Origin of the sequence: Streptomyces sp. NBC_01320 (assembly GCF_035974375.1) — a bacterium.
GTDB lineage: Bacteria > Actinomycetota > Actinomycetes > Streptomycetales > Streptomycetaceae > Streptomyces > Streptomyces yanii.
Window position 1 is genome coordinate 2,998,067 of record NZ_CP108390.1, and the last position, 21,985, is coordinate 3,020,051.

At 68.1% G+C, this 21,985-nt stretch carries 8 protein-coding genes; 3 read left to right on the forward strand and 5 right to left on the reverse strand.

Annotated features, from left to right (window positions below; translation table 11 throughout):
- Positions 1-260: 260 nt before the first annotated feature.
- On the forward strand, positions 261-2,933 hold the full coding sequence (locus OG395_RS14030) for a glycoside hydrolase family 31 protein (protein ID WP_327243225.1): 2,673 nt from the start codon (positions 261-263) through the stop codon (positions 2,931-2,933).
- 202 nt (positions 2,934-3,135) lie between these two features.
- Here OG395_RS14030 and OG395_RS14035 read toward each other — a convergent pair whose 3' ends face one another.
- From OG395_RS14035 to OG395_RS14055, 5 genes are all read right to left on the reverse strand, one after another.
- Positions 3,136-9,129 carry a hypothetical protein gene (locus tag OG395_RS14035; RefSeq protein WP_327243226.1) on the reverse strand — a complete coding sequence of 1,998 codons (5,994 nt, stop codon included), beginning with the start codon at positions 9,127-9,129 and terminating at the stop codon, positions 3,136-3,138.
- Positions 9,130-9,185: 56 nt separating this feature from the next.
- Positions 9,186-11,498 (reverse strand): hypothetical protein, encoded by a 2,313-nt coding sequence (locus tag OG395_RS14040; protein ID WP_327243227.1) that lies wholly within the window; start codon positions 11,496-11,498, stop codon positions 9,186-9,188.
- Entirely contained in the window at positions 11,495-14,758 is a 3,264-nt protein-coding gene (locus OG395_RS14045) for a helicase C-terminal domain-containing protein (RefSeq protein ID WP_327249332.1), read from the reverse strand. The genes OG395_RS14040 and OG395_RS14045 overlap by 4 nt, the downstream gene beginning before the upstream one ends.
- On the reverse strand, positions 14,713-16,929 hold the full coding sequence (locus tag OG395_RS14050; RefSeq protein ID WP_327243228.1) for a DEAD/DEAH box helicase: 2,217 nt from the start codon (positions 16,927-16,929) through the stop codon (positions 14,713-14,715). The genes OG395_RS14045 and OG395_RS14050 overlap by 46 nt, the downstream gene beginning before the upstream one ends.
- 99 nt (positions 16,930-17,028) lie before the next feature.
- A complete protein-coding gene (locus OG395_RS14055) occupies positions 17,029-17,322 on the reverse strand; it encodes a hypothetical protein (RefSeq protein WP_327243229.1) in 294 nt (97 codons plus the stop codon).
- A 496-nt stretch (positions 17,323-17,818) separates the two neighbouring features.
- On the opposite strand from OG395_RS14055, the gene OG395_RS14060 reads away from it, so the two are divergent.
- Both OG395_RS14060 and OG395_RS14065 read left to right on the forward strand, forming a co-directional pair.
- A complete protein-coding gene (locus OG395_RS14060) occupies positions 17,819-18,985 on the forward strand; it encodes a serine/threonine-protein kinase (protein WP_327243230.1) in 1,167 nt (388 codons plus the stop codon).
- Between the two features lie 88 nt (positions 18,986-19,073).
- Entirely contained in the window at positions 19,074-21,950 is a 2,877-nt protein-coding gene (locus OG395_RS14065) for a DEAD/DEAH box helicase (protein ID WP_327243231.1), read from the forward strand.
- The last annotated feature ends 35 nt before the right edge of the window (positions 21,951-21,985 follow it).

The window sequence follows — 21,985 nt, forward strand, 5'->3', positions numbered from 1 at the left end:
GGTTGAGTGCAGCTTTAGGCGCCAATCGCGACCGTTCTCGACACTTTGGTGATCACAAAAAGCGGACGGCGGGGCCTATTTGATCACAAGAGGCGCGCACTCCCCTGCGTACCGCTTCTTCACCGCAGCCGACCGTCCCACCCCCGGACCGTTGACATGCGCCCGCGTGAGGGTGAATCCTCGCGCGAGAAGTTGCGCGATTTCACGCATGTTCAAGCATTTGCAAACATCCAGTGCTTGGTTCGAAAGGGATGCATCCCGTGCGAAGACTTCAACACCGGTCCCGCTGGACCGCCCTGGCCACGACGGGTCTCGTCGCCGCCCTGGCCGCCGCCCTGCTCGGCGCCCCGGCCGAGTCCGCCCACGCGGCGACCCCCGCGAGCGCCGTGCTCGACGAAATCCACAAGAGCGTCACCTGGCAGAGCCCCGTCTACCCCAAGGGGACGGTCGGCGGCCCCAAGGAGTGTCCGCCCGCCGCCGACGACCCGGACAACAAGGTCTGCGACCGCTTCGACCTCACCGTGTCGACACCCGAGGGCTACTGGGACGACAACCCGGAGGGTGGGGTGCCGATCTCCATAGAGTGGCAGAAGCCCGCCGAGGACTTCGACATGTACATCTACGACTCCGCCGGCAAGCAGGTCGCCTCCAGCGCGGGCACGGCCGACCCCGAGGCCACGGTGATCCCCCGGGCCGAGGGGACGTACCACGTGATCGTCGTGCCGTACGACGTCACCGACAACTCCTTCACCGGCAAGGCGTATCTGCCGGAGACGACCGACTCGGGAAACCTCACCTCCTTCGGCGGGAGCAACGGCAGCTATTCCATCGAGGCCGGAGAACTCAAGGCGAGGGCCGACTTTCTGATCGGCGGTCAACTACGCCTCCAGGCCACGCCCTCCGGCGAGTTCACCGACCCGGCCGGCTCAGCGATCATCCGCAAGCAACCCACTCTGCAGAAGCACACCAGCACCTTCGACAAGGGCGATTACTACGGGATCCGCTCCCCCGACGCCGTGCTCCGCGTCTACAAGAAGCCGCTGCGCTTCGGCCTCTACAAGGCCGACAACCGGACCCGTATCTGGCAGGAGGACAAGCCGCTGCGCTGGTCCACCGGGGGAATGCGGCAGAGCCTGGAGCGCGGCGCCGACGAGCAGTTCTTCGGCGGCGGCGAGCAGAACGGCAGCTTCTCGCACCGCGACAAGACGGTCTACGTCGCCAACAACACCAACTGGAACGAGGGCGGTTACAACAACTCCCAGCCCTTCTACCTCTCCAGTGCCGGCTACGGCGTCTACCGCAACACCTTCGCGCCCGGCGTCTACCACTTCGGCTCCCCGGTCCAGACCGGTCAGCAGGAACGGCGCCTCGACGCGTACTACTTCATCGGGGACGCGAAGGAGGTGATCGGCAAGTACACCGCCCTGGTCGGCAAGCCGTTCATGCCGCCGGTCTACGGCCTCGAACCCGGTGACGCCGACTGCTACCTGCACAACGCCAACCAGGGCGAGCGCCACACCCTGGACGCACTGAAGGTCGCCGACAGCTACACGCAGAACCAGATGCCACTGGGCTGGATGCTCGTCAACGACGGCTACGGCTGCGGTTACGAGAACCTGTCGGAGACCGCCAAAGGCCTCCAGGACCACAACGCCCAGCTGGGCCTGTGGACCCAGAACGGCCTGGACAAGCTCGCCGACCAGGTGAAGGCGGGCCAGCGGGTAGCGAAGCTCGACGTCGCCTGGGTCGGCCAGGGATACGGCATGGCGCTGGACGCCTGCGACAAGGCCAAGTCCGGAATCGAGGAGAACAGCGACGCCCGCGGGTTCGTCTGGCTGCCCGTCTCCTGGGCGGGCGCGCAGCGCTGCGGTGTCCTGTGGAGTGGCGACCAGTCCCTGTCGTGGGACTTCGTCCGCTGGCAGATCCCGACGTACGCCGGCGCTACCATGTCCGGCATCGCCTACAACACCGGTGACGTCGGCAGCATCTACCGCCACGACGCCAAGATGTACGCCCGCGACCTCCAGGCCAAGTCCTTCCTCCCGGCCCTGATGACGATGGACGGCTGGGCGACGGACCTGACGACCAAGAAGAAGATCAACCAGCAGCCGTGGGTGGACGGCGAACCGTACACCTCCATCAACCGCAAGTACCTGCAGCTGCGGGAACGGCTGCTGCCGTACCTCTACACCCTGTCCGCCGAGGCCGCGAAGACCGGCGTGGGCTCGGTCCGTCCGCTGTGGCTGGAGTACCCGGACGACCCCGAGACCCTGGGCGCGAACGCCAAGTACGAGTACCTGGCGGGCTCCGACTTCCTGGTCGCTCCGGTCTACGAGGACTCCGACACCCGTAACGGCATCTATCTGCCCAAGGGCACCTGGACCGACTACTGGACGGGGAAGACGTACGAGGGACCGACCACGGTCAACGGCTACCACGCCCCCCTCGACACCCTGCCCCTGTTCGTCAAGGGCGGCTCCATCGTGCCGATGTGGCCGAAGGGCACGACGTCCTGGCAGACCCGGGACCGGAGCGAGCTGGACTACGACCTGTACCCGCAGGGCACGAGCACGTACACGTTGTACGAGGACGACGGCGTGACCCGGAAGTTCACCGAGGGCGCCTCGGCCACGCAACACGTACGCGTGCAGGCACCCACCGGCGGAAGGGCGAGCACCACCGTCGAGGTCGGTGCGAGCGTGGGACGTTACGAGGGGAAGCCGGCCACCCGGGCGTACCGATTCACCGTGCACGGCGAGGACGCACCGTCGCAGGTGGTCATGAACGGCGACCGCCTCCAGCGACTGAACTCCGCGACGGCGTTCGCCTCGGCCGAGTCCGGTTGGTACACGGACCCCGCGACCGGGATCACGGAGATCAAGACGCGGTCCATCTCCACGGACCACGGCTTCACGGTCGAGCTGCGTAAGTAGACAAGCACGTGGTCAGGGGCTGTCTGCCGACAGCCCCTGACCTGTGCCCGCCCTACGGTTTGCGGGCAACGGCGCCGTAGGGGGACCAGCTGCGTCTCCGCCGGCATTTCGCCAAAGCTGAGTTCGGGATGCCAGTCACCGATCGAGATCACCGTTCTGGGTACCTGAGCTGTCGGATAGGCACCCAGACTTCCGGTAATCGCTAGGCGCTTCGCAGCCAACAGTCGTGCACGACCCGCTCCAGCCTAAGACGTGAACCTTGCCGGTCGAAGACCTGGAAAGCCTGCAAGCAGGCGGCAACCCAAAGCGCCTCCCGCTCTTCCATGCCTTCGAGTTCAATTGCGGTGACCAAGTCCTCGTCGTTGAACCAACCGTCACCGAATTCTTTGATTGCTGTGCGGTATCCCGCCGCGATCAGTGGGTCGACAGTGAGCCCAACAGCGTCCACAAGGTCGGCTGCGTATCCCTTCTGCTTCAGTTCATCAGTGACTCGACGCAATGCCTGGTCCTGGTCATGACACTTGGCCTGCGCCTCCACGACTCTGTCCAACAGCAGGGGCCATCCTCCAGTGGCATCCATCAGCCCGGACAACCGGTCTTCGGTGTCGAACATCTCGCTGCGCATGGACCAGGACTTGAGGCCGCGTCTGTCGTGGCGGCGCAGCACCACCGCAGCAGAAGCGGCGGTGTCCGGATCCAGCAGAAGCTTGCGCCAGAGACCGAGCTGCCCCGTTCCGGCAACCAGGACAACAGCTCTGGTGACACCCGGTCGGTCCGGAAGAATGGTCAAAGCGAGATCCAGCGACTCCATACAGCTTTCCTCGTTTACTGCACGACCGGCGAGATCACTGACGATGAGGCGACGGTCTCCCGGATGTCCGGCCGTCAGTTCTTGCCGGAAGACGCTGAGCCGCCCGATCGTGGGCATCTGCCAGTCCTTCACCCGCCCGGTGACGTCCCGCAGCGTATCGGTGACATTGTCGACACAAGTAGCGAGTGTGCCGAGGACTATGCGGGTCTGGTTGACTCGATCACCCAACAAGTCGTCGACCTGCGTGACCGTCAGCGGGGCCGACCGACCGCCGGAGAGTTCGGGTCGCCCCTCCAGGACCACGGTCTCCTCAAGCGCGCAGTCGGTCTCCGCACGCAACAGCTGAGCCTCGACGTCCTGAGCCGTGCCGATCATCCGCAGGGCGTTGGGACCCCGTAGATGCCAGCCGCGACCATCATGGTTGGGCGCCAGGACTCCGAGCCCGACCATCTCTTGGAGGTAGGCACGAAATCCTTCGCTGTCGAGATGCTCGAAGCCGGCTCGCCACCAACTGGTGCACTCGTCGCGCAGCTCTGCATCACTCAGTCGCATCTCCAGGCCGTGATCGCGGGCGTGCCTGGCCAGCACGTTGGCGATGACGTTGTACCGGTCGTCGAGGGTGAGGGTGTCCTTAAACGCTGCGGTGATGTCCGCACGCAACGAGGGGTCGGACTCCACCGCTTCCAAGTCTGCCGCCTCGATGGCGTAGGGAGGACCGGCGCCCTCGCCTCGAGCCCGCCTCCGCTGCATGACCTCCACCAGCCTGCTGCCGAACATCTGCAGCAGGAAGGGCTGATACGAGCAATATCCGAGTGCCCGGTTTACCAGGTCCACATCTGCGAACTCGAATCCCAGTGCCCTGAGCGGCAGAGCAAGCAGATCTGCAGCGAATTGCGGGGCGAGCGGTCCGACGACAGTCGGCGTCTGCGCGAGGTGGCTGAACGGTCCGTTGCGCGCGAGCCTGGTGAACCGCTGTACGGAGTGCAGCCCAGCGAATACGACCTTCATCCGGCCGGGGGTCTCCTCGCAGAGCCCCTTGAGCCGCCTGGTCTGAGTGCAGTGCGGAGTGTCGGCCTCGAAGAAGCGGTCACACTCATCCATAAGGATCAGCAGCCGTCGGCGGCGGTCCTCGGCCAGCCAGCCATTCACGCCCGAGCGCACCCGCTCGTACGAGTCATTGCCTCGTCCCTTCCGTCGCTGCGGCGGGAGCACCTCCTGTCTGGTCAGTTCCCGATCCAGCACATTCCAGATCGTCTCTGCACCCAGCGCGTTGCCCTTACCGATGTTGTGATGGTCCAGGTTGAGGTACACGGGGTGGTGATGGCCCGGCTGCTGTTCGGCGAACCGCTCGCCGGCGTCGTTGAGCAGGGCCGACTTCCCCAGTCCCCGGCCGCCGAAGATGATCTGCGTCCCGTACGGGTCGATGATGCCCTTACGTTCGGCGTCGCGCCCGTAGAACATCTCCCGGCCGATCCGGCCGCGCTTCTCCTTGATGTACGGATTGACACCGGAGAAGGGCAGCAAGGTCTCGGTCGCCACGCTCACCTGGCGGTTGCCCCTGGCCGCCAGATAGGCGAGGGACGCGTCGTCCACGACCATCAAGGGGGCCCGGTCGGCCGAAGCTGCCGCAAGTTCTGCACGCGCCTCGCGGGTGAGCGTGCCGAAGTAGGCGACCAGCAGGCTCTCCCCGCTGGGCTCCTTGGCCGCTCTACTCAGCAGCAATTGGGCCGAAGGGCTGCCCCAGAGCATCAGAACACGCAGAGTGCCGCCCTGGTCAAGGATTCTGGTGCCGAATGCCGGCGCCCAGGCTCGTCCGTTGATCTGGATTTCGAGCACGTCGGCGAACCGGTACTCATTGCTGCGCGGGAGGTCGTCCAGGGGACGTGCGCGCCGCGCTTCGTAGCCGAGGAGGGACAGGGCGGGCAGGAGATTTACCCGCACATTGATGTTCTGCCGCTCCTTCGGATCGATGGTCGACAACTCTCGCCAGCGGGCAAGAGCGTCGGCAGCTCGTGTGGCCTCCTCCACCGAAAGGTGCGCGTAGTCGAGCACCGGCAGGTGGGGGAGGCGCCCGCGGCTGCGCACGGCCTTGATCAGTTCGGTAGTGATGCCAGTGGGTAGTCCGGCCGGGACTGCCGGGAAGAAGTCCTCAAGATGCGAGTCCTCAGCTTCGATCTCGGGTACGGGCTCACCGAGTTCCAAGAAGTAGACCAGGTCCGCGGCAGTTGCAAGGCCGCCTGTGTCGAGGTGGCGCAGAACCTGCGCCCGTTCCTCATCGATGAGGTCCGGGAGGGCATCGAGCCGTGACCGCAGACGATCGGTCGCCTCTTCACGATACCGGGGCAACAGCTTCGCGACCCGGTCGAGAATCTCTCGTACGACGCCCAGTTCACGTGCCGTTCCGTCCTCCGCGAGGGGGTGGGCGTCCGCCAGCAGTTCCTGGAGCTTTACGTCCTGATCATCGGCAACCGCTCCGTCGGCCTGGGCTCGCCGGAGTTCAGCAGCGAGCTCATCGTGTCGTGCGGAAAGCTCGGACCGGCGACGCACTTCCAAGTCCTGAACTCGCTTACGGGTGCCTGCCGGGAGGCTCTCCGAAGCGGCGCCGGGCAGTGCCCCGCGCTCGAAGAGATCGAGGATGCCGTACGCAGCGTCAAAGCCATCACCTTGCGTCTGGAGGTCCAACGCCTCCGACCAGGTCCGGTCAACTGCCGCGTACAGATCGCGCGCAGAGAGCTTCTCCCCATGCAGGCCCGGAATTTTGAGCAGTTCCGCGTCAATCAGACGTCGCGGCTCCGTCTCCATGCCGGGCAGCGGCGCGGCGCCGTGTTCCAGTTCATCGAAGAGGCCGCAAAGGGACACCTGCGCGGCCCGGGCCGCGGCGGCGAGGATTGGGCTCGGCTGCTTCGCCATCGTCTCGAGGTCCGCAAGCGCTCTGTCGCGCCGGCCGAGAACCGTCTTCCGCAGCGCGGAGATCTCCCGAACGGCCCAGTCGTTGTCGACTGTGCCGCCGCGCCTCAGCACCTCGGTGGTGTCCAGCCACGCCTTCGCACAGTCCACGACGCGCTCGACCACATGCACGAGATCCTGTCTGCCGGAACCTTGCAGGGGGCGTCCGCCAGGGCCACGGAGCTCACGATCCAGCACATCGATCTCCGTATGAATCTCGGAGAGACGACTCAGCCGTCCAACGGTTTCGCGTGCTGCATCGAGGGCCCCAGGATCGCCATTGACTATGGCGAGGAGCAGCCCTCCGAGCATCCCGTCCGCAGCCAGCCAGCGCTTGGCGATGTGGGTGGCCCGGTTGTAGCGCAGACGCTGCGGCTTGAGCAGGGCTCCGCACTGCTCGGTGATGTCACGCAGCCCTGCCTCGGAGTCCGATACATCTGCGAGGACGGTCATCGGAGATGCGATCAGAAGGGCGCTGTTGAGCGCCCGGTCCGCCACCGCGATGGCGACCGGCGCAAGTCCCTCGGACAGCCGCGGAGCCAGTGCCTTCAGCTGGGCACCGGCGGCGTGTTCGCCCGTGATGAGTGCGGCGCGCAGGAGCGCGGGCAACAGGATCAGCTCTGCTCCCTCCACGTCACGCGAACCGAGAGCGTCCCACTCCTGGAGTGCCGCTCCCATTGTCCGGGCACCGCTGGCCGAGCCGGGACGAAGCACGGCTGCGGCGGCGGCCAGGCGCAATGCGGCCGCCTCTCCCTCCGAGCGCTCGACAGCCTGCGAGAGGTGTGCAGCGAGGCCGAAGCGCTCTTCGGAGACAAGCCTGGCAATGGCGCGTTCAGCAGCGGTGTCGGGGTCGGGCACGCGCGTAACGGCGTCGCTGGGTGAGCCCGCTGTGACCGGGGTTGTGTGTCCGTCGGCCCTGCTGCTTCCCATGCCGGCGGTGGCGTGAACCGCGCCTTCGGCAGCGGCCGGATCGACAGGGCTGGCGGCTGCTGCCGGAATGAGGGCCAGGGGATCCGACTCCTCAGCCGCGCTCTTCCGCGGAGCCGGAATCGGGGCAGAAACTGTACGGCTCTCGCGCTCCGCTGATCCCGCCACGGGCTCGGGGAAGGACTGCGGCGCGTGGTCCTTAGCCGGATCGTCCACGGTCGGATCGCTGTCTACCTGTGTCGGGAGCGACAGGTCGTTGTGCATGAGGGCAGCCATGGCGCATTCGGGCAGAGTCTGCCCGATCAGCCTCTGCCTGGTGGCGATCTGTGCCAGGGCGTCACAACGTTCACGCAGCTCGACGATCTCGAACAACGCGCTGAGCGCCTCACCCTGACGACGCTCCGGCTCGTCCCACGCAGGTTGCTCCAACAGGTGCGCTGCCACGGACTGTGCGGCGTCCAAGGCGGACTTCGCGGGACTTGCACCGTCACAGCTGACGGTGAGCAGCCCGGTCAGACGCCCACGGGCTGCCTGCTCCTCGTCGCGCGTGGTCCGATGGGACTCGGCCGATCGGGCCAGATCCTCCAGCCGGCCGGGCACCGGTCCCAGGCCGACTACTGCCAAGGCTTCCTGGACCTGGGTGAAAGCCGGGTCGACAGCGGACAACAACCTCAGATCGCTCTCGTCAGGGGGGTACCCGCCCCCCAGCGTCTCGCCGATGCGATGCGCCGCCGTAAGCGCATCCTGCACGAGAGCTTCCAGCGCCTCGTACGCGCTCCACGGATCCGGGATGATCTGCGGAACGCCACCGGCGCCGTCCGGCGTCGGCACCTCCTGCGATGCGTACTGCGAAGGTGCCTCAGCAACTGATTCAGTCTGTGGATGCGTAGTCGATGGCCGAGCGCCCGGAGACTCCGCTTCGACTGGACCATCGTGCAGGTCCGGCGTGGCCTCGACCACTCGTACGGCGACCTCGCGTACGGCGTCGAGCGCTTCGACGGAGCCTTCGATGCCGAGCCAGTTGTGGTCGGCCATCCACACGAGCAGCCTGGCATCGGCTGCGGATGCGTCGCACCATGCGAAGACGGCGAGACTGACCAGGGTCTCACCCCATCGGGCAATGGGGTCCATGACGGCCTCATCTACGGGTGCCGACTGCGCGAGGGTCATCGTGTCGGCCATCACCCGTACTGTCAGCCCGCGGACGGAGCACACGCAGTCGCGCTCCCTCGCTTCACGCCTCAGCCGGTTGAGTACATCGCGGCACAGTGACTTGCTGGCTCGTCTGGGTGCCGCCAGCCGAATCCCGAGGCCGCGCAGCAGGTCCTGGCGCTGTCTCGACGTGACAGAGTTGAAGGCGAGTTCGATCATGTCGACCGTGACGGCGTTCAGGGTGTCGACGGTTGGCCTGCCCAGCGTGTTCAGCGCAGCGGCCAACTCCCCCAGCAAGACAACCGGCGTGCCGGGCGGAGACAGCGGCGGCTCCGCCTTGACCTTGTACTGATCGTGCATTCGATCTCCGTTCCGGAATGTTCCTGTGGTGACGGCCTGAAGGGCGCGGTGCCCGGTCAGGTGCCCCTGGTGTGTTGGATGACGAAGGTGTATCCGTGTGGCAATTCCCAGCTGCCCGCCTTGCCGAGCCGTCGGCAGTGCTCGCGGAACGCTGCACGCTGGAGATCACTCGGGCAGCTGCCCGGCAGCAGCCGTCGCAGATGCCCCGGGACGTACTGCAGGGCGATGGGCGCCGACTGCCGTGTCTGATCGGCGCCGCCCTGCCGAGGCAGTGGGCGCGGTGCCGGAGCCGGGGTGTACTCGATGAGTGGGATCTCTGTCTCCTCCGGATGTGCCGGATAGCGAGGCCGGCCGTCGGCGCCGCGGCTGCCGATCGCTGATTGCAGCCGTCCGAGGGAGAGAAGTTCGTCCACGGCCTTCAGGAGAGCGTCGATCTGGTCGGCCGCAGGCGTCTGCCCGTACGCAGCTGTAGGCAGGACCGAACGGTCGAGGAGCGCGTGCCCGTCGGGGGTGAGCAGCCCGCATCGGCGCACGGTCCGCATGACCAGCCGACGCGGGTCGAGACCGGCCGCCGAGTTACTCGTCCGGGAACTACCGGGCGGGTCCTCACGGGTGAGGACTGCCGGGTCGTAGCGGTGTTCGATCATCCTGTCGTCGACCACGACGGGCGTCTCGAGCAGCGTGGTGGTGGCGCGGATGACGCGGCCGCCACGCGGCCACTGCAGGTGAAGTTCGAGCCCGGGGAAGAAGTCGATGGGCCAGTCGACATTCAGCAGACGTGCGGTTCCGTCCTCGAGGTCTACAGGGGTGTCCTGGACTGCCTCGGAATCGTCCAGCTCGCCTCCGGGATGGGAGAGTTCCAGGCGCAGCGCGACCTCGGCACCGATGAGGTCGCGCAGCTCGTCAGCCACGAGGGTGCGCAGGGGGAGGTAGCCGTCGATGATGTGGGCAAGCCTCAGTGTCATTCGCCACGCAACCTCGCTGTCGGCGATCCGCAGCAGCTGCCCGGTGCCGAGATCGTGTTCGTCCTCGAGCGGAGCGTCGATCGGTTCGGCAGGAAGTTCCTCGGCCGCTTCCGGTGCGAGATCGTCCTGCGGGACGACAGGTGCTACCTGCGCGGCTGACGGTCTCGTGGTCTCGAGCCAGCCGAGTCCTGTCGGTACGAGTGGGTCGTCGTCATCTGTGTCGCCCGGGTAGTGGGAGCGCCAGATGCCTCCGCCTTCGAAGGCGTCGTCGAGGCTGACCCGGGTGCCGGTCGCGAAGAGTCCGTTCGCGCTCTCCCCGCGAATCACGTCGCCGAGGGCCAGGTTCGCCCGGCACACCGCGGCCGCGTATCCCACCCCTGTGAGCTGATCTCCGGCTCCGGGGAAGTTCCGCAGACTCGGCCCGACTGCGGTGTGGACCGTGTGGGTGGGCATCCCGTAGCGCCGCTTCTTCTCCGGTTTGGCCGCGTGCTGCATGGCAGCGGCGAGCGCACTCATGTCGCCCCCGCCCAGTGGTCCGCTGTCGCGCCAGCGCTCCGCGAGTGCGTCGCAAGTCATCGCGTACGGGCCCCACATGCGGAGTGCGTCGCTCGATACGAGCACCTGTCGGATCACATTGAGCAGCTGCACCAGTGTGCTGTGCAGGCGCCGGTCATCCTGTCCCCCGGCAAGGAGGTTGAGAGAGACCGGCACTACAGGGCTGAGGAGCTGGTCCCTCGCCGTGGTGAGCAGATAGTCGGCGTAGGCACTGGCGTCGTCGGATTCCGCCGCCTGCTTGGACGGGTATACGGAGTCGACCAGCACGTGCCCGTCCCGGTTCATCCAGCGCTGGTGCCCCCGGAGCCGGGTGAGCTGGGCCGGAGTCAGGCTCAGCGCGTCACCGAACGCGTGCGGGTCCGGGACGAGCAGTTCGCGGCGCACGGGGGTGTCGTGCGAACACACCTGGCCGGGGCCCTCAGCGCCCGCAGGAGCACCGGAGACCCACCCCGGAGCGTCGCCTAGCGGGCCGATCGCCGGGTGCCGGCCCTCCTTGTAGACGATCTCGGCAAACAGCGGCTGGGAGCCAGTGGTGATGTGAACCATGGCACCCACGGGAAGGGCCGGTACACGTTCTCCGAGAGTGACGCGGGGGAAGGCATCGAGGTCCAGTGGGCTGGCACCGTATCCCTCGCCTCCGAGCTCGTAGCCGAAGTAGGCCGCGTTGAAAGCCACCGAGGCGTGGATGGGCGCGCGGCGAACGGCGACAAGTGCTTCCAGGTAGCGGCGCAGCGTGGCCAGCTCCGCCGGGGGAACAGTTTCGTACCCCTGTGCCATGGCGGGCGTCAGCAAGGGGTCGTCCGAGTAGGGCCGCCAGACTTGGTCAGGGGCCATGCGGGCGGTAGTCATGCGTTGTCTCCCCTCCGTCGCGCTTCCCGCAGCCGTTGCTGCGGTGCCATCGATTCGGTCGTCGGGCTGCTTCGCCCGGCGTGCCACCGGCCGTCGTCGCCCTCGCTCATCGCGCCCGCCTCGGCAAGGCGGAGCAGGCTCTTCTCGACTTCGGCGTACGAGAGGTCGGCGCGTCCTCCGAAATGACGGCTTTCACGCAGTGGTCTGGGCAACGAAACCTGTTGTCTGCGTTGCGCGTGGTATGACGTTTCGTCACCGCGCAGTGCATGCCACAGGGTGCGCGGGTGAATCCCGTGCGGCATGAGGCGGGTGAGCCGATATGCCTGGTTGTCCAGGCGCTGGGCACGCAGCGCCGTGTCCGCTCCGCCTCCGGTGCGCGGAGCCGTGCTTTCGAAGGCGTGGGCAACGGCGGGCCGGCGCTCATGAGCCGGCCAGTCGGGGCTGGTCCAGCAGGCCGAGCATCGGCAGCGTGCGGTGGTGCAGCAGCCGTCGGGAAGCTCCGGAACACCGAAGTAGTCGGCGAACTTGCGCTGTGCGCAGGCCGTCGTGTCCTCGAAGAAGTCCTTGAGCAGGGCGAATTCGTCGGAGGCGCGGGCGGTGCGCCGCGCGAGCAGAGGCAGGAAGCCGCCGGGCAGGTGCCGTTGGCGGACAGTGAGTCCCGTGACGAGGCGGCGGCTGGGCGCCGCGGAGACGTCGAGGAGCCCCCGGTCGTGCAGGTCTGCCAGGATTTCCCAGGTTCCGGCGGGGCCGTCGGCAAGATCCCGGTAGCCGACGATCCGCTCGACGAGACAGCTGTGGGCTTCGTCGACGCGGAGCCGTCGCAGGTCCGGCATGGCGAGCACCGCCTCGACGACTTCCCGGTCCGGAACGTCGCCCGCGCCGGAGGATTCGACCTGGATCGGTCGGACCAGCTCTCCCGGACTGACCGCGCACAGCGGCGGGTAGTCGCCAAGGTCCGTGACAGTACCGAGGTCCGCGAGGGCGCTGAACGCGCGCATGACCCCGGTGCGATACCGGTCTGTGGTGTGGCTGTTGCGGAGCTCGTCCGCGTCCAGGCGGCCTGCGCCCACATCTTCGGCCATGAGCGTTTCCGCCACTGTGGCAGCGTCCAGGGTGCCCCGTCGGCCGAGCACCTCCTGCCCCATGCGGCGCAGCGTTGTCGCGGGCAGATCCTGGCCCGTCATGAACCGAACGGTGCGCAGTCCTCGGCTCGTCGCCAGTGCGAAGGCCGCGTTCACCGGGCCGTCGCCATCTGTGCCTCGACCGGCAGCGTCCCGCCCGGCGCGGCCGATCTGCTGGTAGAGCGCGGCAAGGTCTGTGGGTGGTGAGACACAGAAGACGGTGCGGACGTCCGGGCGGTTGACACCGAGTCCGAAGGCCGACGTGGCAACGACGACGAGCGGCACGAACCCTTCTTCGCCCTGTTGGGGCGCCTCCCGGAACTCGATCATGACAGCCGCTTTCTCGGCCTCGGTGAGTCGTCCGTGGAACCGCAGGACCCGCGCGCCCGCGTCACCCGCGTACTCCCGCAGATGTGCGTGCAGCGCGTTCACCTCCTTGACCGTGAGGCAGTACAGGATGGAATGCCCGTCGAGGGCGTCCACGACGCGCTCGGCGAGCCCCGCAACACCTCCAGGTCCCGGCTGGTTCAACGAGCGCCGGAAGACTGCCAGTTCGGGTCGGATCGGGTTCTCCCGTACGGTAACGAGCCCTTCCCTCGCGCCGGGGCTCGCGGCCTCGGCACGTTCCTCGTCCGACCCGGCGGCGGGCGGCTCGGGCGTCAGCCCGAACAGGCCCTCGCGCAGGGCGGCATGTACGGAGCGGTTCGCGGTGGCGGTGACGGCGGTGACCGGCAGCCCGTATTCCTCGCGGAGTTCGGCCAGGAACCGTCCCACGCGCCGCATGCTGGGTCTGAAGTCCTCCCACTGGGCCATGGTGTGCGCCTCGTCGACCGCGATGCGGGTCACCCGGCCTTCCGCGACGGCTTGTCTTACGAGTTCACGGAAGCGGCGCTGACACAGGCGTTCCGGGCTGACGTACACCAGCCGGATGCCGTGGTCGTGACGGCCTTGGAGCTGGTCGGCCACCTCGGTCTTCCCGGCGCGGCTGCTGGACTCCCGCAACGGAGAGATCAACGCGCGTACGGCCCCTCCGATGGAACGGTTGAGCTCGAGGGCCTGATCGTGCATGAGCGCGACAAGCGGACTGACAACGAGTGTGGTGCCGGGCAGGACGAGCGCGGGGAGCTGAAAGGTGTAGCTCTTGCCGAAGCCCGTGGGGAGCAGCCCGAGGACATTGCGGCCTTCAGCCGCTGCTCCGATGACGACGCGTTGGGCAGCCTTCAGCTCGACGGGGTCGTCGGAGAGCCGGAGCAGACCGCCGATGAGCGCGGACCTTTCCAGTACCTCGTCGACGAGACGCCCGTCGGCGCGCAGCTTCTCCGTCTCCTGCGGGGTGAGTGCGAGTTCTCGGATGCGCCGGGTCTGCGGCAGCACCGTGTGGCGTTCGAGGGCGTCGTCCGTGCAGAGTTCGGCGGCCCGTTCTTCCGTGACTAGGCGTTCTCCAGCCATGAACTCCCAGATGCGCCGCCAGCCTTCGGCCATCGTCGTGACGTTTCCCCGGCCGGTCTCGCCGGTGACGGGGTCGGGTCGCAGCAGCCCCTCGTCGAGGCTTCCGAGAAAGGCCTTCCGGTAGGCGCGACGCAGGCCGGTGTGCCCGCCGAGCTTTCGGTCGCTGATGATGACGGCACCGCGGTGGCGGTCGGAGCGGATGAGCCGACCCACTGCCTGGCGCAGTTGAATTGCGGCGAGCGGTAGGTAGTAGCCCTCGGTCGCGGCGCCGTCCGGGTCGGGATGGCCGGCTTCCTCGGCGCGTTCCCGTACGGCGGCCCGTCGGGCTTCGACGACCGGCGCGGCAAAGGGGGCGAAGGGCAGCTTGTTGATCCATACCAGCCGGAGCCGGTTCTCGTCGGCGATGTCGACGCCCTGCCAGAGTCCCTTCGTGCCCACCAGGAAGCCGCCGCCCTCCCCCGGGTCGCAGAACTCGGACACGGCGCGTCCGTTGCCCAGCGGCAGGGCTCCGACGACGGGAGCGGTCACGGCCCGGGCGCGCAGCTCCCTCTGCAGTTCATCACCGATGCCGGCGGCTGTGGCGCGGGCGGTCGTCAGCACCATCGCGCCGCCGTCGTGCCCGTTGCCGTCCGGCCGGGCGCGGGTCATCTCCTGCGCGTATCCCGCCAGCTGGTGGGCCACCGTACGCATGGCCCCCTCCTCCTGCTCCGCCCAGGACGGAAAGTCGGTGAAGCAGACCAGCTCTGCCTGACGCGCCAGGTCGAACGGGGAGGGCAGCGCAAGCGTGGGCAGGGTCTCAGCCAGTCCGAGGCGTTCCCGCAGGAAGGTCCACCGTCCCGCCACGCGCAGGGTCGCCGAGACATAGTGGACTCGGTGAAGGAGTCCAGGTAGCGGCGCCACTCCGGGTCTACGGGCAGATCGATGGGGCTGGATGCGGCACGGAACCGGTAGGCACGCAGCCCGGGCTCGGGTTCGGCGAGTTCCTCCAGGTACACCACCCGGGACGGAACGGTGTCCGCCTCCGTCCCTTCAAGGGTGAGGGCGGGATTCAGCAGTGCGTCGATGTCGGCGGTGAGGCGGTCGAGAGCCGTAGTGATGTCGTCGGCGCGGCGGGCAAAGCCGAGCACACGCTCACGTACGAAGACGTCGAGTGCTGGGGCGTGTTCAGCTGCGTATCGGCCGAGCGAAGCGGCGACCGCGCCGGTGGACCGGGAGATCCGGACAAGGAAGCGCTGGATTTCGCTCGCTTCGCGGCTGCCGGACGTACCGGCGTACGGGCTTGCGAGCACGGCCGTACGACTGCCCACGCGGACCCCGACGCCCTTGGCCCGTGCGTCAAAGGCACGGGCCGCGAGCCGGGGCAGCCGCTCGTCGTCGAGCAGGTCGTCCAGCCGGCTCAGGGCACCGGCCGCCTGGTCGCGGGCGCCTCCCTCTCGGGCTCCGGAGACCCACGCCCTGCCTTCGGAGAGCAGATCTTCCACGTCCTGGTAGTCGACAGTGACGGTGAGGGCGGAGGTGGCCGCGTTCTCCAGTTCGTGTGCTTCGTCGATCACTAGCAGGGTGTCCTGGCCCAGGGCACGGACATCGTCGAGGTGACTGAGCGCGAGTGCGTGGTTGGCCAGGACGAGGCGATGACCTGCGATGGCCTCACGCACCGTGTCGGTGTGCGGGGCCAGAGGCGTTTCGGCCCCCTGTCGGTAGTCGCCGTCCCGCTGGGACAGCGTTTCCAGCCACAGCGGCAGGGCGCGCCCCGCGTAGTCGACGAAGAAGGCGGGCAGGTCGACCGGGTCGACGGACCGGGCAATCCAAGACTGGGGTGCTTGGGTGGAGGATCTGAGGCGCAGCAGCACGTAGACGGCGAGTTCCCGGAACCGGGGCTGGTCCACGAAGCGCGTTCGGCTCCGTGCGGCAGCGCTGACGCGGGTGGCCTCGGCAAGCAGTGCCGTGAGCGATGCCAGCGACAGCCGGCCCGTCTGTCCTTTCACCAGGTCGGCGACCTGGAGGATGCCGGGCAGCGCGCGTTCGAGGTCCTTGAGATCGCGGGCCATCTGGCTCTGCAACTGTTTGGTGAACGTGGCGATGACAGCGGTGCGTCCGTCCCCTGCGGCGAGCCAGTCCAGGGCGGCGGCCAGCACCGCGTAACTCTTGCCGGTGCCTGTAGGTGCTTCGAGGAGCCCGGAGAGGCCTTGATCGACCCAGCTGTGGAGGGCGGTCGCCATGCGCTGCTGGGCAGGGCGGGGCTCCGCCTTCACTCCGTGGACAACGGCGGCCAGAGCAGCTGGGTCAACTCTTCCGTCGGCGCCGCGCAGCTCATCGGGGACCGTGATGGCAGCCCGTCCCCGGCTCGCGTCTCCTGAGGCCCGCCGGGGTGAGTGGTCTGCCAACTGCGTGCCGAGCAGCCGGGCCACACGCTGCTGATCCCACGCTTCGCCTTCGCGCTCCGGTGCTTCCCTTCCGGCGAGCTCACCCAGCAGCCGCCAGCCCGGCGAATCGGCGCAGACAGCCGCCACCAGTTCCGCCAGGTCCGCATCCCACCCGGCGGTCTCCTCCCCCGCGCGTGCGAGCAACCGAACCAGGAGTTCGACGTCGTCCTGTGCGGAATGTTCTCGCAGGCCGGCCATCGGGACGCCTTCGGCTGCGGCAAGCGTGTGAAGCCTGTGGGAGCTCGCGGCGGGCCACACGGCATGGGCCAGATACAGCGCGTCGACGAGCATCGTCCCGGCGAGCGGGTCGTCGCATCCGGCGCGCGCCGCCGCATCACGCACCAGCGGAAAGTCCAGTCCGCTCCCGTTGTACGCGACGACGAGGTCGGCGCCCGCGACATAGGCCGCGAGCTCCGACCACACGATCTCCGGTTCCACGCCACTGTCGATGACGCGCTGCCGTGCGGCCGCATCTCTGATGTCGTCCTCGTGCCCGGGCAGGCATATATACCTGTCCCAGGAGGGGGCTGCCGCGCTTCATGTCCGGTCGGAACCGAAGCGTTTGGCTGCGGCTTGGTACACCCGTCGTTCCAGGTACGGCTCCGTAGGCACCGTTCGTACGAGACTCTCCAGGTCGATCGCGACAGCTCGCAGACCCGTCCGTCCAGGAGTCGGCTCCTGCTCATCAGGGGCGACACCCACAGGCTCGGTGGGTACGGAGTACCGGCCGTCCGACTCCAGGATCAGCCCGGCTGCGAGCGCCTGAGCAACGAGCTTGGTGAGCCTGGCCTGGGGTAACTGCGGGTACCGTGCGCGAATCGCATCGGGCATCTCCGTCCGACTCAGCCCTCGTGGTGACTCCGCTACCAGTGCCACGATCTTCCTGACCGCTGCCGGCTGCAGCGCTTCCCCACGCAAAACGCTCTCCCCCATGCGTGTGACACCCCACTCACAGACGGTGATAATCCGAGGCTACGCCCAACCCTGCGCAGCGGGACATGCTCTCGGCATAGTCACAGACGACAGCCAAGGGAACCTCGACGCGCATCAAAAGATGCGTGAACTGAGTACACGGAGCGATCGTAGCAGCGGATCGGCCTTCACGACCCCTGAAGGGACAACGAAATCAATCGGATCTGAGAGGTTGACTAAGTTCACAATCGACACCATGATCCGGAGGACCTGCAGGCAGATCCGCCCTGCGGAATCGGGCTCCCCACGCCCGCCGATCCATTACCGTATCCATGCGGACATAAGGACAATCCGCCTGATCGGGCCCGCCACGACGACCACACGGGCCGGCCGACGACGAGGACCGAGGACCGACGTGCAGACCACACCCCTCAGCCCCGAGGACCCTGCGGAACTCGGCGGGTTCGAGCTGCTCGGACGGATCGGTCACGGCGGTATGGGGCAGGTCTTCCTCGGCGAATCGCAGGGCGGCGAGCCGGCCGCGGTGAAAGTGATCAAACCGACGGTGGTGGACTCCGAGTCGCGACTGCGCTTCGCGCAGGAGGTCGAGGTCCTCAAGACCGTATGGGGACCGCGCATAGCGGCCTTCCTCGGCGCGGACCCCGAGGCGGAGCAGCCCTGGCTGGCGACGGAGTACGTGGACGGCCCCGACCTGGGCAAGCACGTGACGATGCACGGCCCCCTGCCGTCCCTCCTGGTCGCCTCGCTCGGTGCGACACTCGCCGAGGCGCTGGCCGCCGTGCACACGCAGGGGCTGCTGCATCGCGACCTCAAGCCCGCGAACATCCTGCTCGGCCCCAACGGCCCCAAGATCATCGACTTCGGGCTGGCCGTCTTCGCCGAGTCGAACGTGTCCCTGACCGCGCCCAACCACGTGGTCGGCACCCCGGTATGTATGGCCCCCGAACAGGCCGCGGGCGTCAAACCGCTCACCGGCGGGGTGGACGTGTACGCGCTCGGCGCCGTGCTCCTGTACGCGGCCACCGAGCACTACCCGTACCAGGCGGCCACCCCCTTCATGGTCTTTCACCTCACGACCGACCCGAACACCCTCCCCGACCTGACCGGTCTGCCCGCCGAACTGACCCCGCTGCTCGAGGCGATGCTCGCCCAGAACCCGTCGGACCGCCCCTCGCTCAGCGAGGTGGTGAGCCAGTGCCGCGCGGTCATCGAGGCCCAGGGAATGAAGGTCGCCCAGGCCCGCCGGAAGCTGACCACGTACACGGCAGCGACCGCACCACAGGACGTCACCGCGGAGCCCGCACCCACCGTGCCGCCGACGCTGCCGTTCGCGGACCTCCGCACGATGACGGCCGAGCCCGCACTGTCCACACCGGAACCGCCGGCGCTGCCAGAAACGGGGGTGGAACCCACCCCCACCACGAAGGAACCGCAGCCCGCGCCCCAGCGCCCCGAACCTCGCCGCCGCGCCCCCGCCCCCCGCACCCTGCGCCACTCGGCCCAGGCCCGCAGGACAGCCGAGCAGCTGCGCAAGGCCTACGCCGCGAAGACCCCGTTCTGACCGACGGCGGCGCGGCATCCACAGGCACCACCGCACCGCAAGCACGGCACCACAGCCATCACCACCATCACCATCCAGGAGGCAGCGGGTGACCGCCGACCAGAGCACCACCGTCACGACGAGCGACAAGGACGCCCAGTACCCACCGGGCGCCCAGATCCTCGTACGCGACGAGGTGTGGCTCGTACGGACCACCACCCGCACCGAGCACGACGGCGCCCGGATCGAGGCAGTGGGCGCCTCGGAGTTCGTTCGCGACCGGGAGGCGGTCTTCTTCACCGAGCTGGACCGGGTCGAGCTGATCGACCCGCGTGACACCAAGCTCGTACGCGACGACTCACCGAACTTCCGCCGCTCCCGCCTCTTCCTGGAAGCGGTGCTCCGCAAAACGGCGCTGCCCCAGTCGGAGCGCGGCCTGGCCCTCGCCGACCAGTTCCTCCTGGACTCGCTCCCCTACCAACAGCGCCCCGCCGAACTCGCACTCTCCGGCCGCAACCTGCGCCCCCGCCTCCTCATCGCGGACGTCGTCGGCCTCGGAAAGACCCTCGAAATCGGTCTGACCCTGGCGGAGTTGATCCGCCGGGGCCGCGGCGAACGCATCCTCGTCGTCACCCCGCAGCATGTGCTGGAGCAGTTCCAGCACGAGCTGTGGACCCGGTTCGCGATTCCGCTGATCCGCCTGGACTCGGTAGGCATCGAGCGCATCCAGCGCGAAATCCCGGCCGGACGGAACCCGTTCACGTACTTCAAGCGGGTGATCGTCTCCATCGACACCCTCAAGAACACCGACCAGTACAAGCACCATCTGGAGCGGATCAACTGGGACGCGGTCGTCATCGACGAGTCCCACAACCTCATCAACAAGGGATCCCTGCGCAACCAGCTCGCCCAGATCCTCGCCCCGCGCACCGACGCCCTGATCCTCGCCTCCGCGACCCCGCACAACGGCAACGCCCGCTCGTTCGCGGAGCTGATCTCCCTCCTCGACCCGGCGGCGATCCGTGACGCCGAGAACTACCGTGCCGAGGACATCGAGCACCTCTTCATCCGACGTACCAAGGTCAGCCCCGAGGTCCGCGACCAGATGAAGGGCCAGTGGGCGGACCGCGGTCCTTCGCAGTCCGTACGCTGCTCCGCCACCCCGGCGGAGGAGAAGATCTTCGAGGAGCTGGCCGAGGTCTGGCTCCCGACGGACGGCCGCAAGTCCGTCAGCGACGTGCCCCTCTTCCCGTACACGCTCCTCAAGTCGTTCCTCTCCTCGCACGCGGCGCTGAAGGCAACCGTCGCGGCACGCATCAAGACCCTGGAGAAGAAGGACGACGTCCAGGGCACAGCGGCCGAGCTGTCGGCCCTGCACCGGCTACGCGAGCTGGCGGCCGGCATGACGGAGGCAGACTCGGCGAAGTTTGCCGCGCTCGTCGAGCAGTTGAGGGAGATCGGTGTCGGCCCGAAGTCGGACGCCCGGGTCGTCGTCTTCTCCGAGCGCGTGCAGACCCTGGAGTGGCTACGCACGGTGGTACCGGCCGCGCTCGGCTTCCGCGCGGGCAAGGCGTCCGAGGCGGCGGCCCGCGTCATGCACGGCGGACTGTCCGACGAGCAGCAGATGCAGTGCGTGGAGGACTTCGGCCTGGCCGACACCCCTGTACGCATGCTGTTCACCGGTGACGTGGCGTCCGAGGGTGTCAACTTGCACCGCCAGTGCCACCAGCTGATCCATTACGACGTCCCCTGGTCGCTGATCCGCATCGAGCAGCGCAACGGCCGTATCGACCGCTACGGGCAGGCGTACCAGCCCCAGTTCCGGGCACTGATCCTCACCACCGAGATCGAGGGCGCGAAGGACGACACACTCGTCGCGGAGCGCCTGCTGGAGCGGGAGGACGAGGCGCACCGGGCACTCGGCACGGCGGAGGCGGTGTCCGGTCTCTACCGCGCAGAGGCCGAGGAGAAGTCGCTCATCCAGGATCTGCTGCGCGGCCGCACGGTCGACGAGTCCCTCGCGGCCCACAACGCGTCCTCCGCCGACGACGACGCGGGCATGGACGACTTCCTGGCGGACTTCTTCGGTTCGGTGGGCGACGAGGCGTCGGCGGATTCGGACGGCAGACACGGAGGCGGGAGCGTGCCGCAGGCGCATGTGCCCCGCCTGTTCACCTCCACCCGCGAGTTCTTCGACGAGGCGCTGCGCGAGGTGTTCCCGGACGCGCAGGACCGTCTGGACCTGTCCATGGATCCGGAGTCGGGTCTGATCTCGTTCCGGCCGCCCGCCGACCTCATCCACCGGATGAAGGCCCTCCCGCTGGATTACGTACGCGAGCAGCGCCTCCGCGAACGCCTCCTGGTCACGCTCAACCGCCGCCTGGCCGAGCACTCTCTCCAGCGCGCCCGAGAGTCGTCGACCTCCAGCTGGCCGGAGATCTCACTGCTCACGGAACTGCACCCGGTGGTGGAGTGGCTGACCGACAAGGTCCTCGTGCGGCTCAACCGCCAGGAGGCCCCGGTCATCACAGCCGGCGTGGACCGGGCGACGTACCTGGTCCAGGGCATCTACTCCAACGCGCTCGGCCGCCCGACCGTCGTCAAGTGGATGGCCGTCACCAGCGACGGCGCCGTCGACGACGACATGGTTTCCCTGCTGCGTCGCGCGGGGGTCGGCCCATCGATGGCCAACCCGATGCAGGCGCACGACACCGGGCGTCTGGGCGAGGCGGTCCCGGACATCCTGTCGGCCGCGGAGGCGTTCCTGGAGGAGCGCCGCGAGGCCTGGGACGAGCCGCTGCGCGGCCCCATCGAGCAGTACAAGCTGCGCCTGGGCAACTGGGAGCAGCGGACGCTCGCGGAGGGCGGCGCGTCCATCGCGGGCGACCACGCCAAGGAGCGGCTCGCCTCGCTGGCCGACTCACTGCTCACCACCGGCCGCCCGATGCTGCGGGTGCTGGCCGTCCTGGCCCCGGCGGCGTCGTGACCCCAGCCGCTCCGGCCTCCGTGTTGCCGCCTACG

What these genes read in the sequence shown, in the direction of transcription:
- OG395_RS14035 (WP_327243226.1), bottom strand. Translation starts at nt 9,129, where the DNA reads ATGCACGATCAGTACAAGGTCAAGGCGGAGCCGCCGCTGTCTCCGCCC.
- OG395_RS14040 (WP_327243227.1), bottom strand. Translation starts at nt 11,498, where the DNA reads ATGACTACCGCCCGCATGGCCCCTGACCAAGTCTGGCGGCCCTACTCG.
- OG395_RS14045 (WP_327249332.1), bottom strand. Translation starts at nt 14,758, where the DNA reads ATGCGTACGGTGGCCCACCAGCTGGCGGGATACGCGCAGGAGATGACC.
- OG395_RS14055 (WP_327243229.1), bottom strand. Translation starts at nt 17,322, where the DNA reads ATGCCCGATGCGATTCGCGCACGGTACCCGCAGTTACCCCAGGCCAGG.